At 28.7% G+C, this 15,831-nt stretch carries 15 protein-coding genes, 1 tRNA gene and 1 pseudogene; 13 read left to right on the top strand and 4 right to left on the bottom strand.

Annotated elements, in window-relative coordinates; all coding sequences use genetic code 11:
* Positions 1-2: 2 nt before the first annotated feature.
* Both ACZJV1_RS05510 and ACZJV1_RS05515 read left to right on the top strand, forming a co-directional pair.
* Positions 3-560 (top strand): DUF3867 domain-containing protein, encoded by a 558-nt coding sequence (locus ACZJV1_RS05510; protein WP_463651689.1) that lies wholly within the window; start codon positions 3-5, stop codon positions 558-560.
* A 183-nt stretch (positions 561-743) separates the two neighbouring features.
* Complete coding sequence (locus ACZJV1_RS05515) at positions 744-2,300, top strand: ABC-F family ATP-binding cassette domain-containing protein (RefSeq protein ID WP_460288134.1); 1,557 nt, start codon at positions 744-746, stop codon at positions 2,298-2,300.
* Between the two features lie 236 nt (positions 2,301-2,536).
* Here the strand turns inward: ACZJV1_RS05515 and ACZJV1_RS05520 are convergent, their stop codons facing one another.
* From ACZJV1_RS05520 to ACZJV1_RS05530, 3 genes are all read right to left on the bottom strand, one after another.
* A complete protein-coding gene (locus tag ACZJV1_RS05520) occupies positions 2,537-3,172 on the bottom strand; it encodes a hypothetical protein (protein WP_463651690.1) in 636 nt (211 codons plus the stop codon).
* Between the two features lie 174 nt (positions 3,173-3,346).
* Positions 3,347-3,422: transfer RNA gene (locus tag ACZJV1_RS05525), tRNA-Met, on the bottom strand.
* A gap of 387 nt (positions 3,423-3,809) precedes the next feature.
* Positions 3,810-3,971, bottom strand: coding sequence for a hypothetical protein (locus tag ACZJV1_RS05530; RefSeq protein WP_463651691.1), 162 nt, complete (start codon positions 3,969-3,971; stop codon positions 3,810-3,812).
* A gap of 331 nt (positions 3,972-4,302) precedes the next feature.
* Here ACZJV1_RS05530 and ACZJV1_RS05535 point away from each other — a divergent pair, with 331 nt between their 5' ends.
* From ACZJV1_RS05535 to ACZJV1_RS05565, 7 genes and pseudogenes are all read left to right on the top strand, one after another.
* A complete protein-coding gene (locus tag ACZJV1_RS05535) occupies positions 4,303-4,962 on the top strand; it encodes a hypothetical protein (protein ID WP_411170245.1) in 660 nt (219 codons plus the stop codon).
* A gap of 528 nt (positions 4,963-5,490) precedes the next feature.
* A complete protein-coding gene (locus tag ACZJV1_RS05540) occupies positions 5,491-5,778 on the top strand; it encodes a CD3324 family protein (protein WP_411170246.1) in 288 nt (95 codons plus the stop codon).
* A 200-nt stretch (positions 5,779-5,978) separates the two neighbouring features.
* A complete protein-coding gene (locus ACZJV1_RS05545) occupies positions 5,979-7,532 on the top strand; it encodes an ABC-F family ATP-binding cassette domain-containing protein (RefSeq protein WP_463651692.1) in 1,554 nt (517 codons plus the stop codon).
* A gap of 117 nt (positions 7,533-7,649) precedes the next feature.
* Positions 7,650-8,030, top strand: a complete 381-nt coding sequence (locus tag ACZJV1_RS05550; RefSeq protein ID WP_463651693.1) for a ribosomal maturation YjgA family protein — start codon at positions 7,650-7,652, stop codon at positions 8,028-8,030.
* Positions 8,031-8,151: 121 nt separating this feature from the next.
* On the top strand, positions 8,152-9,141 hold the full coding sequence (locus tag ACZJV1_RS05555; RefSeq protein WP_463651694.1) for a questin oxidase family protein: 990 nt from the start codon (positions 8,152-8,154) through the stop codon (positions 9,139-9,141).
* A 115-nt stretch (positions 9,142-9,256) separates the two neighbouring features.
* Positions 9,257-9,457, top strand: a pseudogene (locus ACZJV1_RS05560) (transposase); the annotation flags it as partial.
* A 177-nt stretch (positions 9,458-9,634) separates the two neighbouring features.
* On the top strand, positions 9,635-9,871 hold the full coding sequence (locus tag ACZJV1_RS05565) for an HAD family hydrolase (protein WP_463651695.1): 237 nt from the start codon (positions 9,635-9,637) through the stop codon (positions 9,869-9,871).
* Between the two features lie 130 nt (positions 9,872-10,001).
* On the opposite strand, the gene ACZJV1_RS05570 is transcribed toward ACZJV1_RS05565, so the two are convergent.
* Positions 10,002-10,661 (bottom strand): helix-turn-helix domain-containing protein, encoded by a 660-nt coding sequence (locus ACZJV1_RS05570; RefSeq protein ID WP_463651696.1) that lies wholly within the window; start codon positions 10,659-10,661, stop codon positions 10,002-10,004.
* A gap of 180 nt (positions 10,662-10,841) precedes the next feature.
* Between ACZJV1_RS05570 and ACZJV1_RS05575 the strand changes: the two genes are divergently transcribed.
* The 4 genes from ACZJV1_RS05575 to ACZJV1_RS05590 all read left to right on the top strand — a co-directional run bounded on the left by ACZJV1_RS05575 (position 10,842) and on the right by ACZJV1_RS05590 (position 15,790).
* Entirely contained in the window at positions 10,842-12,059 is a 1,218-nt protein-coding gene (locus ACZJV1_RS05575) for a sugar ABC transporter substrate-binding protein (RefSeq protein WP_463651697.1), read from the top strand.
* A gap of 117 nt (positions 12,060-12,176) precedes the next feature.
* A complete protein-coding gene (locus ACZJV1_RS05580) occupies positions 12,177-13,130 on the top strand; it encodes a carbohydrate ABC transporter permease (protein WP_460288122.1) in 954 nt (317 codons plus the stop codon).
* Positions 13,130-14,038, top strand: a complete 909-nt coding sequence (locus ACZJV1_RS05585) for a sugar ABC transporter permease (protein ID WP_463651698.1) — start codon at positions 13,130-13,132, stop codon at positions 14,036-14,038. The genes ACZJV1_RS05580 and ACZJV1_RS05585 overlap by 1 nt, the downstream gene beginning before the upstream one ends.
* Positions 14,039-14,056: 18 nt before the next feature.
* The gene (locus tag ACZJV1_RS05590) at positions 14,057-15,790 is read left to right on the top strand and encodes a glycoside hydrolase family 13 protein (protein ID WP_463651699.1); all 1,734 of its coding nucleotides are present in this window, start codon (positions 14,057-14,059) and stop codon (positions 15,788-15,790) included.
* Positions 15,791-15,831: the final 41 nt, after the last annotated feature.

The raw sequence follows: 15,831 nt of genomic DNA on the forward strand, positions 1-15,831 counted from the left end.
TTATGGACAGAGTTATAGATTTTAATGAATTAAAAAATAGAGTAAATGATAAAGATATAGATAAATTTGAATCATATATGTATTCTCTTTATTATGATATGTCTTCTGGAAAGTTAAATATGGCCGATTTTACAAAAAAGATTATGGCTTATATGGAGGAAAATAACATATCTCAAGATAAGTTCTTGAAAATGCAAACAAAGCTTATGGAAAGATACGGATTTGATGCTTCATCTATTGAAGAGCAGGTAAAGTCATTAGGTCTTAATAATATTATTCCAGGAGCAGGCAATTTTGAAAAAACAAGAAAGACTATGAGCTTTCAAGAAAAGTATAAGGATAGACTAAAAGTTAGTACTGTAAATAGTTATTTTATTAAAAATGAAAAAAATGATGTAAGTATCTTAACAGAAGATATTAATGTAATTTTAAAAAGCTCAGGTAAAATTGATTTAACTGACTTAGAATTAAATGACTTTTTATGTTCTTATAAAAAGCTTGTTGAAAATAATCCTCTTAAAATATCTATCTGTGAAGACATAAAAGAATATGAATACTAAAATTGTTAAAAAAAATCTATTTATTTTGTAGAATTATAGTTTATAATAAATAAGGTGTGATTGGTGTCACATCTTATTTTTGTATGTAAGTTTAAATAAAGATTATATATTTATTTAAAGATAATAGAATTAAATTTGAAATAGGTAAATTTAGAATTAAAACAACAAGCAGGAGGATAAAAAATGAGTGTTTTAACAGTTAAAGATATGAGTCATGGCTTTGGAGATAGAGCTATTTTTGAAGATGTATCCTTTAGATTATTAAAGGGGGAACACGTTGGTCTTATTGGAGCAAATGGTGAAGGTAAGTCAACATTTATGAATATAGTAACAGATAAGCTTATGCCAGATGAAGGGAAGGTTATTTGGTCTAATAATGTTAGAGTTGGCTATATGGATCAACATGCAGCTTTAGTAAAAGGGCAAAGTATAAGAGATGCTTTAAGAGATGCTTTTAAGTATTTATTTGATTTAGAAACAGAAATGAACTCTCTTTATGAAAAAATGGGAGATTGTACTCCAGAAGAACTGGAAAAAATGCTTGAAAGAACAGCAGTTATTCAAGATTTATTAGATCATAATGGTTTTTATGTAATAGATGCAAAGGTAGAAGAAGTGGCTAAAGGTCTTGGACTTTTAGATTTAGGTTTAGATAAAGATGTTGATGATTTATCAGGTGGACAAAGAACGAAGATACTACTTGGAAAGTTATTACTTCAAAATCCAGACATACTACTTTTAGATGAGCCTACTAACTATTTAGATGAAGAACATATAGAGTGGCTTAAGAGATATTTAAATAATTATGAAAATGCCTTTATATTAATTTCTCACGATATACCATTTTTAAACTCAGTAGTTAACTTAATTTATCATGTTGAAGAAAGAAAGTTAACAAGGTATGTTGGAGATTACTACGAATTTAAGAGATTATATGAAGAAAACAAAAAGAGATTAGAGCAAGCTTATGAAAAGCAACAAAAGGAAATAGCTAGATTAGAAGACTTCGTTGCAAGAAATAAAGCAAATGTTGCTACTGCTAATATGGCTAAATCAAGACAAAAGAAGCTTGATAAGATGGAAGTAATAGAACTTTCAAAGGAAAAACCAAAGCCAGAGTTTAACTTTAAAATAGCAAGAACAGCTGGAAAAACAATATTTGAAACTGAAGATTTAGTTATAGGATATGATTCGCCACTAACTAAGCCATTAAACTTATTAATGGAAAGAGGACAAAAAATAGCTTTAGTTGGCGCAAATGGACTTGGTAAATCAACATTACTTAAAAGCTTACTAGGAATACAACAACCACTATCAGGAAAAGTTCATAGAGGAGACTATCAACATATAGGTTATTTTGAGCAAGAAGATAGATCAGGAAATACAAATACTTGTATAGAAGAAGTGTGGCAAGAGTTCCCAAGTAAAACACAATACGAGATAAGAGCAGCCTTAGCTAAATGTGGTTTAACAACAAAACAATTAGAATCAAAAATAATGGTTTTATCAGGTGGAGAGGCTGCAAAGGTAAGACTATGCAAGATTTTAAATACAGAAACAAATATATTAATCCTAGACGAGCCAACAAATCACTTAGATGTAGATGCAAAAGACGAATTAAAGAGAGCATTAAAAGAATACAAAGGATCAATTTTACTAGTATCCCACGAACCAGAATTCTATAGAGATGTTGTGACAGAGATATGGAACTGTGAGGATTGGACAACTAAAATAGTATAATAGCTTGTTTTACTACTATTGGATTTAGGATTATAAAGAGTGAACCTTATCTCAAGCAAATGAGATTAATAGACTTAGTTACTGGTGTTACTTGTAGGTGAGCAAATTAGGGAACATGAATGGATAGATAAGATAATCGAACTATTAAATAATAAAAAATAAGATGTTTATAAAAATTTGATATATGATAAATAAGAAAAGCTTAGTGTTACATCACTAGGCTTTCTTTAGGATATTTATTCGATTACTTTGTTTTCTAAGTTGCTACGTCTACAATCCAGAGGGTTTAAGTTTATGTGATGTACAATTTCAGATTCAGTAGGCTTCATTATAAGTTTATCTAAATGAATTCTACCCTGTGGAGTATTGGCGATAACCATGATAACTCCATTCTTCTTATATTGAACCCAGCTAAACTCGTCAGTTATAACAGTATTTAAATCTTCAGAAGAAATTAATGCCCTAGCATGTGGAGTGCCGTATTTATTAGTTAGAATGATAGCAATGGTGTTATCATCAACTTTTTCATATTGATTTTTTTGAGCACTTGGGACTATTTCTAAATTAGATTTTCTGTTATCTAGCATATTACCATTAATATGTTTAACAGGAGCTTTTGGATTAGCATTTAAAATAACTGTTTGAAGACTTTGTTTTAAATGCTTAGTTCCTTTTGATTTGCTTATATTTTGAATTGTATAAGCATTAAAATCTTTATTCCATTCAGCAAACCAAGTTCCCATAGATTTTATTCTTTCAATATCGTCAGCATCTATTTGGAAAACTAACTCACTTCCATCTTTCTTTAAAACAGTGGCATAAGCAATGTGTTCTTTAACATCAAATTTATTTTCAAAAGTTTTATAATTCATTAAATATGTACCTTCTTTCATAATGATCTAAATGAAAGTATAACATATGATGAGTAAATTAGCTCTGTTATCTTTCAATTAATTAACATGATTTAAATAAAATTTTGAGAGAGGATTAACAAATGATTCAGAAGCTTTTAAATAATAAAAAACCTTACAGTAAGAGTAAGGTTTTGGTTGCGGGAGCAGGACTTGAACCTACGACCTTTGGGTTATGAGCCCAACGAGCTACCAACTGCTCCATCCCGCGATATTAAGTTTACATATTGGCTTGGCCAACTTGTATTATTAGTATATGCTTAATAAAGATTGATGTCAAAGCGAGATAACATCATATTGTGGAATATGATGACAAGAGATGGCTTAGCATGTCAGATGATATCAAATGCTAAGAAATAAGAATAAGTTAAATTAAGATTTAAAACCATAGCTAATGATTTATAATAAATAAAATTCTATTCAAAACCAAATTATATTATATAAAAAAGCAACTTAAATAAATATATTCTAAAATATGCTTTGATTTTATGCTTAGTTATATAAATTTTGCTTAAATAAGGTTAATAAATCATTTTCAACATTCACCTCATAATATTAGTTTTTAAAATAGTACATATTTATTTTTATCTTCTTTCAGTTAATAAAGAGGGTCTGTTGTTACCTGTAGGTGAACTTTTATTTTTATATCATCTTCGGATAGCTCTTCTTTTGGAGTAATTCTAGTAGGAGTAAAGCGGTATAGTGTTAGTGATATAGATAATAACAAAGCTATAATAATAAATCTTTTTATTTGCTTCATAAAATAAATCATCCTTTAGCTATAATAAAAATATTATATATCTAGTTGAAATAAGTGGTAATCGTAGCTTCCAGTAGAACTCCTAAAAACATAAAGACATATTATTGTGGAAATGGTTTTGAGGAATGGACAACTAAAATAGTATAATGACAACTATTAGATAATTAATAAGAAGTAGCTTCAAGCCTTTATAATATTAAGGCTTGGAGCTTTTTTGTTATTATGTAACAATCTTTAATATTAATTTAAATATATAAATGAAAAAATCAATATATACAAAATTTATATAATAATGATATAATTAACTAGACAGGAAAAAGGAGGATACATGATGAAAAAGAAATTTTTATTGCTAATTATGTCTATTTGTATTTTATCAACAAGTCTAATAGCATGTGGTAAAACAGAGAAAGATCAAAAGGGTGATAATAAACCTAAAGTAGAGGATAAAAAAGATAATTCTTCAGAGAAGGATGGTTCTAAGGATAGTAAATCAGATAATGATAAAGCTGTAGGAGATAGTAAAACACAGGATAGTTCATCTAATGCAAAAGGCAATGTAGCTGATTTAGAAGATTATACAGTAATAGTTGATGTTGAAGAAGGAATTAACTATAAAAAAGGTGATTATTCAGAGGTGGATTTTGCAGTTCAATTATTAAAAGATTTTTTTGCTGGAAAAAATATTGATGATAGAATAGTTAGTGATAATGATGATTATAGTGAGTTAATACCTATTACAGCTGAAGATAAATCAAAATTAGATAAAATGTTGAAGATGACTAGGTTAGATCTTGATGTTGCTGATGGAAAGAATATTAATGTAGAGCCTTTAAAAATAGAAAAAGATATGACATTAATTGAAAATGCTAATTGTGACTTAAGCATCCAATTAAAGCTAATGCCAGAAGGTAGTGAGAAAGCATATTCAAATATGTATGGTGTAAATATATTTAAAATTAATGGTGAGTATAAAGGTAGAATATCTTAATGTAATATTATATTTTAGAAAATATATCTAATTTATAAAGGTTGAAGATATTAAAGGTCAATAAGAGATCGTAAAATTAATACATATTTTGTTTTATAATGATAATATAGGTAGAATTGATCTGCTGAAAAACTAAATAAAATAATATTAACAAAGATTTAGAGTTAAAACAGCTAATTATAAGGTTGAGAAGCATAAAAGTATTCTTAACCTTTATTTTATGAACAATAACATTGTGATTATAGACATAAAAATAAAATAATATATAAATTGAAGGTAGTTCTATGATGAATTTAACTTTATAAGTTAATTGAATTGAGGTATAATCTTACTTATAGGCTATTGTAATTTATAATGAGGTGATTGAAAGTGATTGAAAATAACTGCGCTGTAGTTAGCTCTGCACAACGATTGTAAGACATGAAACAAGTTGTTCAGAGCTGATTTAAAAGATTAATTTGATATATATGTTTTATTAATCGTTGTGCCTTATTTACAAAATAAGTGTAGATAAAGGAGCAATGATTTATGAGATATGAAAAAGCGCAAGATATTCTTCCAGAGAAAATATTGAAAATAGTTCAGGAATATATAGATGGAGAATATCTATATATCCCAAGAAAAGATGAAAATAAAAAGACTTGGGGAGAGAACAGTGGAGCCTTGAAGGAGTTGGATATTAGAAATAGAAAGATTATATGCAAATATAAAGAGGGAACTTCTGTAAAGGAATTATCTAATGCCTTTTATTTAAGCGAGGCTAGTATAAGAAGAATAGTGAGATTGTATAAAAATAGGGAAGTATATTCCCCGTAATTATAAGCAGGTAATATGACTTAGGTTATAGGTTGTATCACCTGCTTTTTTGATAGAGATCTTTACAGAAATGTTTATGAACTTGTAGTTTTGATTTAGAACATGCTAAGCTAAAATAGATGATTGTTACGAATGCTTTTCTCTTGAAGCAATGAAAAATAGCAATGGTTAGAAATGAAATAAAAGAGGGGAATTAACAAATGAGTATTTTGAAAGTGACTAACATGTCACAGGGGTTTGGGGATAGACAGATTTTTAATGATGTGTCTTTTAATTTATTAAATGGAGAGCATATTGGTCTAGTTGGTGCTAATGGAGAGGGAAAGACTACCTTCCTAAAGCTGATTAGCAATGAAATATTGCCAGATCAAGGAACTATAGAGTGGAACAGAAAGGTTTCAGTTGGCTATATGGATCAAAATGTGAAACTTAGAGATGAGGATACAGTGAGGATGTATTTGCGAACAGCTTTTACAGAGCTTTTTAATATAGAGAAAAATTTAAATAAGATATATGAAAATATGAGTACCATGGCTGGGGAAGAAATGGAGAAGGCCCTTAATAAAATAGGAGTATTACAGGAAACCTTAGAGAAAGGTGAATTCTATTCTATAGAATCTAAAATAGAAGGAATAGCCACAGGTCTTGGGTTTAAAGATTTACTGGATAGAGGAACCTCGCAATTAAGTGGTGGACAGAGGAGCAAGATATTACTTGGGGAATTGCTCCTAGAAAAACCTGATATTTTGCTTTTGGATGAGCCAACAAATCACTTGGACGAGGAGAATATAGAATGGCTCAATGGATATTTATCAAACTATGAAAATGCTTTTATAGTAATCTCCCATGACAATACATTTTTAAATGGTGTTATCAATGTAGTTTATCATTTAGAAAATAAAAAATTAACTAGATATGTAGGCAACTATGAGAAGTTCCTAAAATTGTACGAGGAGAGAAAAACACAGATATTAATAGACTATAATAAACAACAGAAGGAGATTGAAATTCTTGAGGATTATATAAGAAAGAATAAGGTTAGGGCATCTACAGCTGCTATGGCAAAGTCCAGAGAGAAGAAGCTTAACAAAATCCAGAGAATAGAAATAGTAAAAAATAAGCCTAAACCACATTTCATTTTTCAAGAAGCTAGCCCTTCTGGAAGCTTAATCTTTGAAACAAAGGATTTAGTCATTGGCTATGAAAGACCATTGACCTCTCTATTAAATTTAAAGATGATGAGGGAGGATAAGATTGCTCTTATAGGTGCTAATGGAATAGGTAAAACTACGCTTTTAAAGAGTTTGATAGGTCTATTGAACCCAATAGACGGAGAGGTAACTCTAGGAGTCCTTCAGAATATCGGTTATTACCAGCAGGAAGTGAAGGAAGAGGTTACAAAGAAACTTGTGATAAAAGAATTATGGGATGAGTTTCCAAAAGATAGCCAAACTCAGATAAGAACAAAGCTTGCTAGGTGTGGATTGACTAGGGAGCATATTGAAAGTACTATGGATATCTTAAGTGGTGGAGAACAAGCGAAAGTAAGGCTTTGTAAGCTTTTAAATAAGCCAACTAACATTTTGATTCTAGATGAGCCAACAAATCACCTAGATGCTGATGCCAAAGATGAGCTAAAAAGAGCGTTAAAAGAATATAAAGGTAGTATTCTTTTAGTATGTCACGAACCAGAGTTCTACAAAGATGTGGTAACGGATGTGTGGAATTGTGAGAAATGGACAACAAAAGAATAGTAAAGTTTATAAATTTTAAGAGTTAGCTTGTTGCTAGCTCTTTTTGGTATAATTAAGAATAGATAGTTAATTGTGTTAAGGTGGAAAAAGGTTAATAAGTAGTCACTAGGAGAATATATGAAAATTAATATTAAATACTTAATAGCTTTCATTACTTTATTTTTAATTGAGGTTGGAATTGCACTTTTTATAAATGATAGAATTATTAGGCCATATATTGGAGATATTCTAGTAATTATATTAATGTATACTTTTATAAGAATTTTTATTAAAGAGCCAATACGGTTTTTAGCTATATATTTATTTGTTTTTGCAGCATTTGTTGAAGGTATGCAATATTTTAACATCCTAGAAGTTATGGGGTTACAAGATAATAAAATACTTTCAATTATTCTTGGTAGTACATTTGATATACAGGATATTCTATGTTATTTAATTGGAAGTATAATTTTAATAATATGGGATAAGATTGAGACTTTAAAGACGAATTTGTATTAGAGAACATTGATGGACGTTGGATAGCCTTTAGCATTAAAGAGTAATGATAAATACTAACTTATTGACAAGCATTACCAGAGTGGTAAAATATAATTGATAATATTTTTCAATAGGAGGAGTTATGTTTAAAGAATTTTTTAATAAATATGAGGAGTATGCCAGTGATTACAATGGAGGATTATCTAGCCATATACCTATGGTAAGCTATTCACTATATGAGTTAGGAGTTCCTTTTAATGAAATAGAAGAATATTTAGACAAAACAATTGAGAGAATAAAAATATCTAAGGAAGATTTTACGAAGTTATACAATATAGATGATGAAAATTTTGAGAAATATTTAGGTATTGAAGATTCTCTAGGTTCATATTATGATTATTTTTTTCAAAAAATAAATAAATCAAATTATTTAGAGATAATAGGAGAATTTTTACCTAAATTAATTAAAGGAGTTGCAGCTCGGGCTTTTCATCCATTGATTAGATTATCATTTGCTGTAAGAAGTGAAAATGAGGAAGAGGTTATAAAATCATTAAGTTATTTCGCTTCAACCTTTGCACCACATCAATTTGATGTTCTACCGCCTAAAGCAGAAAATCCATTAGAGTCTCTTAAAATACTTGTAGAATCAATTAAGGATGAAGAGTGTAGTGGAAATTTAATTGTTGATAGGATAGAAAAGATATACAGATTGGATGGATTTAAGAAGAATGCTTTTACTTTGAAAGGAAATGATTCAGAGGTATTATCACAATTAGATATAATTATAAATAAATTATTTGTAGAGACTAAAAATTTTACAATATTACATGCAGTTACATCTAAAGAGGCACTTAAAAACTTATTGCCTTTAGTTAAGGATAAGGAATATATATTACAGGATTATTGGTTAGCTATTTTAGCTGCTTATATTACAATAGGTAGTCCTGAAGTTATAAATTTAAGTGTTGATATTCCACAAGATTTACCTGAATTTAAGGATATAATAAAGGCAAGTATTAATTCGAATAATGATCATACAATAAAACTTGTAAATGCATGTAGACTTGAATTTGAAAAATCAGGTGATGAAGTATATAAGTACATGGCATATTTAAGAACTTTAAATTAATAAGTAAACCTTCCAAAGCTACTTGGAAGGTTTTTTATATTGCTTTGATAACCACTGGCTATTCAAGTAGGTAAAATTGCTTTAGCTCAGAGCAAAAAAGAACTCCCATGATAGAATGAAAGCGACTGACAACCGTAAAACAAAAAATCATAGCAGGTGTCATATAGGTAACGACATAGAAAGCTTATCACATATAGAATGGAGGTGCCAATATCATATAGTATTTGCACCGAAATATAGAAAACAGATTATATATGAAAAGTATAAATTAGAAACTGGTAAGATATTACGTGAAATATGTAAAAGAAATGGATTATAAATTATAGAGACTAATGCATGCCCTGATAATATACATATGCTTGTAACAAATAAAATATATTTAGGAAATTATTTAAAAAAGCAAAATAATTCTTGACTTAGAGTTAACTCTAAGTAATATAATGTAGTTAAGTTATCCTTAGGAAAAGTGTTCTCAGGTGGAGAAATTAGTGAAATGGGAATTACTAAAAGTGCTGGTATGAAAGTAATCTTAGATTATTTTAATATAGATAAAGAGGATATATATGCCATTGGGGATGACTATAATGATTTTGATATGTTAAAGTTTGCAAATCATAGCATTGATATGGGACATGCTCCAGAGGAAATAAAAGAATTATGCGAATATATTACAGAAGATATTGACCATGATGGTTTATATTATGCTATGAAAAATTATGATTTAATTTAAAATATAATAAAACTATATATGGATAATGTTACAATGATGGGGCTTTGAAAATCATATAGTAGTTCCAGAAGAAGGGGCTGTATCAGATTGAACATTTTTGTTCAATCTGATACAGCCCCTTTATTTAAACTTATATGTTTTGATTTCTAAATTGACTTGGAGTTAAACCAACAATACTTTTAAAAGATTTACAGAAGTTCCCTTGATCACAAAAACAAAGAAGAGTAGATATTTCTAAAATACTTTTATTTGTTGTAATAAGAAGCACCTTAGCTCGATTAATTTTTAGCTCTTTAAAGTACTTCATTATTGAGATTCCCATATTTTTTTTAAAAGTATTTGATAAATATCCAACAGATAAGTTTAGATCAGTAGCTATTTCTTCTAAAGTAGTATTATTTTCTATATGAATATAAAGATAGCCTATTATTTTATTTAAGATTAGGTTGTTTTTTAATTCAACATAATTAATTAATATATCAAAATATGAGTTAATCATATCGATTTCTAGTTGTTGCAAAGTATATAACTTTTTAGCATTTTGTATAGCGTTGTAATATTTATTATACAAAGTGTGAAGGTATGTCTTTGTACTACCATTTCTAACTACTTCTCTAGCAAATATTACATTCCACATTATAAGATCATTTTGTTTGGTTACTATTAGTAAATTTTCTTTTGTTTCATTATCATGTTTATCTAAAGTTAAGTTTAGTAAAGTATTACGATCTTTATTTTCTATTAAAAAAGTAATCTCATTAATAAATAGAAATTCATCAGAATCATACATAGCCTTATCCCCCAAAAAAAGTAATATTAAATAAATTATATAACAATTAGAGGAAAATACATACAAAATAAACAAAAAAATTCAATTTAAAACAAAAGTTAATTTTAATAATAAGTATAATAAAAATATAAAGGTTGCAATCGTTTTCTAGTTATTAGCTTAATTATGGAGGGATTATTTATGAATAAAAAAGTCAAATTAATTGCATCAATGCTTACAGTGGTAATGGGAGTTTCAGCGTTGTGGGGATGTGCAAGTAGTAATAATAGTAAAAAAAATAATGATAAAGAAATAGTTGTATGGTCAAATTTAATGGACAACGAAGTTGAAGCTGTAAATGAAATTGCTCAACAATGGGCAAAAGAGAATAATAAGAAAGTTAAGGTTTTAAAAGATAATTCAGGCTATCAAGAATTCTTGCAAGCAGCAAATTCAGCTAAAGGACCAGATATGTTATTTGGAATTGCACATAATAATTTAGGTACATTCCAGGCAGCTGGATTATTAGAAGAAGTGCCAAGTGATTTCGTTAATAGAGATGATTATGTAGGTAGTAATGTATGGGATGCAGTTTCATATGATGGAAAGGCTTATGGTGTTCCGATTTCAATGGAAACATACGCGTTATTTTATAATAAGGATATTGTTAGTAAATTACCAGAAACTATGAATGAATTAGTAGAGCAAGCTAAAGCCCATGGACCATCAGGATTCCAATTTCCGATTAATGATTTCTACTATACAGCAGCATTTGTTCAATCATATGGTGGATATGTGTTTGGTGGTGGAAATGGTAGTTTAGATGTTAATAATTTAGGATTTAATTCCGAAGGTTCTATAAAAGCATATCAATACTTACAAGATTTAGTTCAAAAGGACAAGTTTATGGTTCCAGATATAACAGGTGATATAGCAAATAATTCTTTTAAGTCTGGTGAAGCAATATTTTATATTGGTGGACCATGGGATGTAAGTGGTTTTAAAGAAGCAGGAGTTAATTTTGGTATTACTGCAATCCCTAAAATTAATGGAGTACCAGCAAAATCATTTATGGGTGTTCAATCAGCATTTGTAAGTAGCAAATCCGAGTCTAAGGATGATACATGGAAGTTAATGAAATATTTAATTGAAAATAGTGGTGATAAATTATATGAAGTGGGTAATAGAATTTCAGTTCTTAAATCAGAATTAGAGAAGAGTGAAGTTGCTAATAATGACTATACTAAAGGTTTTATAGCGCAATTAAAATCTGCAGTTCCAATGCCAAACGTTTCCGAAACTCAAGCTATTTGGGATGGAGTTAAAAATATACAAAGAATATTATTAGGTGAAGATCCAAAGACTGTTGCGGAAGATATCCAAAGGGCAGTTAAAGATGCTATAGGAGTATCAAAATAATTAATTATGCTCCCAAATTTTATTTGTTTTTAAGAGGAATGGACTTAAGCCTTCCTCTTAATTACTAATTAGATTATCAGTATCAATAAAGAGTTGCTTTGGTGGAGGAGGAAATGTATGAAGAAAGAAAAAATTAGATATAAAGATAATATTAAAGCATATAAGTATCTAGCGCCAGCATTAATTAGTATTGCCATTTTAAGTGTACTACCTACTTTATACAATATCTTTTTAGCATTTACTGATTATAGTATAAAAAATCAGAATTATCCTTATGGAAGTGAAAATGGATGGAGCATAGTAGGGTTATATCAATTTAAACAAGTATTAGTTGGTCCATTAAAATCAGAATTCTTTCCTCTTTTAATATGGACATTAATTTTTACAACAATATCAACTCTAGGTTGCTATTTAGTTGGTCTAATATTTGCACTTGTACTTAACGATAAAAATATGAAGGAATCATTTATATATAAAGGTCTATTAATAATACCTTGGGCATTACCAGGGGCTATAACTATAATTTCATATAAAAGTTTGTTTAACAGTCAGTATGGAGCTATAAATATTATACTTCAAAACTTACACATTATTAATGAGCCAGTAATGTGGCTAACAACACCTTTTTCAGCAAGATTAGTAGTGATATTAGTAAATATTTGGCTTGGATTTCCGTATATGATGAATGTCTGTATAGGGTCATTAACAGCTATTCCAACTACTTATTATGAGGCAGCAGATATAGATGGAGCTAGTGGTATACAAAAGTTCTTTAAGATAACTTTACCATCATTAGCAAAAACCTCATATCCTTTATTAATTGCTAATTTTGCTTTTAATTTTAATAACTTTAATTCAGCATTTTTATTGACAGAGGGAGGACCAACAAAGGCGGGATCATCATTTGCAGGTTGGACAGACCTCTTAGGCTCTGCAACATATAAAATGTCAACTAGTCAAGGGAATTTTGGGCTAGGTGCTGCAATGTCAATATTGATTTTTATAATAATTGCAGCATTATCAATAATTAATATGAATATTTCAGGTCAGTTTAAGGAGGTGGAAGATTAATGGCAGAGAGTAATCTTAATATCAAAGTTAAAAATAAGGAAAGTATTACTGTATATAACTTACAATATAAACGTAAAATATCTGTTAGGGAAAGAAGCATATTATGGATAAAAAGAATATTTATTTGGATATCAATACTAGTAATATTGTTTCCTGTATTTGCAATAGTTTCTGCATCCATATCTTCTGGTACAAGCTTTATGCAGAAATCATTAATCCCGCAGACAATAACATTTGAGAATTATAAAGCAGTTTTATTAAATAATAATGGATTTTTAAAATGGATGGTAAACACTACCTTTGTTGCCTTATTAGTTTCTACTGCCCAAATATTAATGACTTTGCCAGCAGCATATGCTTTTTCAAGATTTAAATTTAGAGGTAAGAAAAAAGGATTAATGGGATTACTTATAATTCAAATGTTTCCAGCAAGTATGACAGTACCAGCGATACTAGCTGTAGCATATAAATTTCAATATGGTATGGATAATTTATGGTTTTTATCCTTAATCCTTTGTACAGGGAGTGCGTATAATATTTGGCTAATGAAAGGTTTTATGGATGGACTACCAAAGGAATTAGATGAAGCCGCGAAGGTGGATGGTGCAACTACATGGCAAGTATTTACAAATATAATTTTACCATTAAGTAAGCCTATGGCAGTAGTAATATTCTTCTTTTCATTTATTGGTCTATTTGGAGAATTTGTATTCTCTTCTGCCTTAATTAAAGAAAAGTCAATGAGATTAGTTGTAGTAGGGTTAAAAGGGTTAATGGGTGATAAAGTAACAAATTGGCCGCAGTATGCAGCAGCATCAGTAATGGTATCAATACCTCTTGCAATTGTATTTATGTCTATACAAAAGTTTATTGCAAGTGGATTAGTTGCTGGAGCAGTTAAGGAATAATTATAGGAGGAACTAGAGGTGAATAGACACGCAATATACCATATAACAGATGTACCATATGCTTATGGAAAAGATTTAGATACCTTATCAATAGTTTTACGAACAGCTAAAAATGATATAAAAAAATGTGAACTATATTATAAAGATAGATATGATTGGGAAAATGACTTTAATGTAGTTGAAATGTATATAAAGAATAAAACAGATTTATTTGATTATTATCATGTAGACATTTCTGTAGATAGAAATAGATACAGATATTATTTCAAGTTAACTGATTTATATGGAAATTTATTTTACCTAGATGAAAGAGGTATAAGGAATAATGATATAGATAGAAAGGAAGCTACAGCATTTCAGTATCCATATATAGCTAAAGGGGATTTATATGATGAAGTGAAATGGCTTCAGGAATCTGTAGTATATCAAATTTTTGTTGATAGATTTTGTAATGGAGACAGTAGTAATAATCCACCTAATGTGTTGGAATGGGGAGAAGATGTAACAAGGACTTCTATGTTCGGAGGAGATCTTAAGGGGATTATTAATAAGCTAGATTATTTAATGGAATTAGGAATAGATTTAATATACTTAACTCCAATATTTAAATCTTCATCAAATCATAAGTATAATATAGGTGATTATTTTGTAATAGATCCACAGTTCGGAGATATTGAAGATGCTAAAGAATTAGTTAAACAGTGTCATAAAAGAAATATGAAAATAGTATTAGATGCAGTTTTTAATCACTCAGGAGATGATTTTTTTGCCTTCGAAGATATTGTTAAAAATGGTGATAGCTCTTTATATAAGGATTGGTATTTAGTAGATTCCTATCCTATTGATAAGGAAAGGGTTAATTATTATACCTTTGCAAATAATGTTTATACAATGCCTAAGTTTAATATTTCCAATAAAGAAGTTACGCAATATTTATTAAATGTAGCTAAATTTTGGATTGATGAAGTAGGAGTTGATGGTTGGAGGCTTGATGTTTGTGATGAAGTTGATCATGATTTTTGGAGAGCATTTAAGAAAACAGTAAAAGAAGCAAATCATAATGCAATTATTGTTGGAGAAATAATGCATGAAGCAACATCATTTTTAAAGGGGGATCAACTTGATAGCATTATGAATTATCCTTTTAAAGGAGCTTTGATAGATTTTTTCGCTAAAAGATCTATATCGGTTCAGCAATTTAGTGAAATTTTAGCTCAAAACAGGGTTATATATATAGAATCTATAACTAGACAATTATGGAATTTATTTGGAAGCCATGATACACAAAGATTTTTAACAGAATGCAAAAATGATATTAAAAGAATGAAGTTAGCCATAGCTTTTCAATTTTGTTATATAGGAGTTCCATATATATACTACGGAGATGAAATAGGTTTAGATGGAGGAGAGGAACCATTATCAAGAAAATGTATGATATGGGATAAAGAAAAGCAAAAAAGAGAATTATTTGATTTATACAAAAGGTTAATAAAGATAAGAAAAGAAAATAGTGAACTTATTTACGGTGAATATAATGAGATTTATTGTAACAATAATGTTATAGTGTTTGAAAGGGTCAATAATGATAACAATAAGGTTATTGTTGCAATTAATAATAATGAGATTGAGGTAGAAGTAGAATTAAATTTATATAAAAATTTTAAAGAGCTATTAAATAATAATGATAGAGAAATTGAGGAAAATTTAGTTTTAGCTCCAATGGAATTTAAAATTTTAAAAATGATAAAGTAGAAATATTTATTTAATACAAAGATATCCTAAATTAATGTTTA

Source organism: Clostridium sp. LS3 (assembly GCF_055330225.1).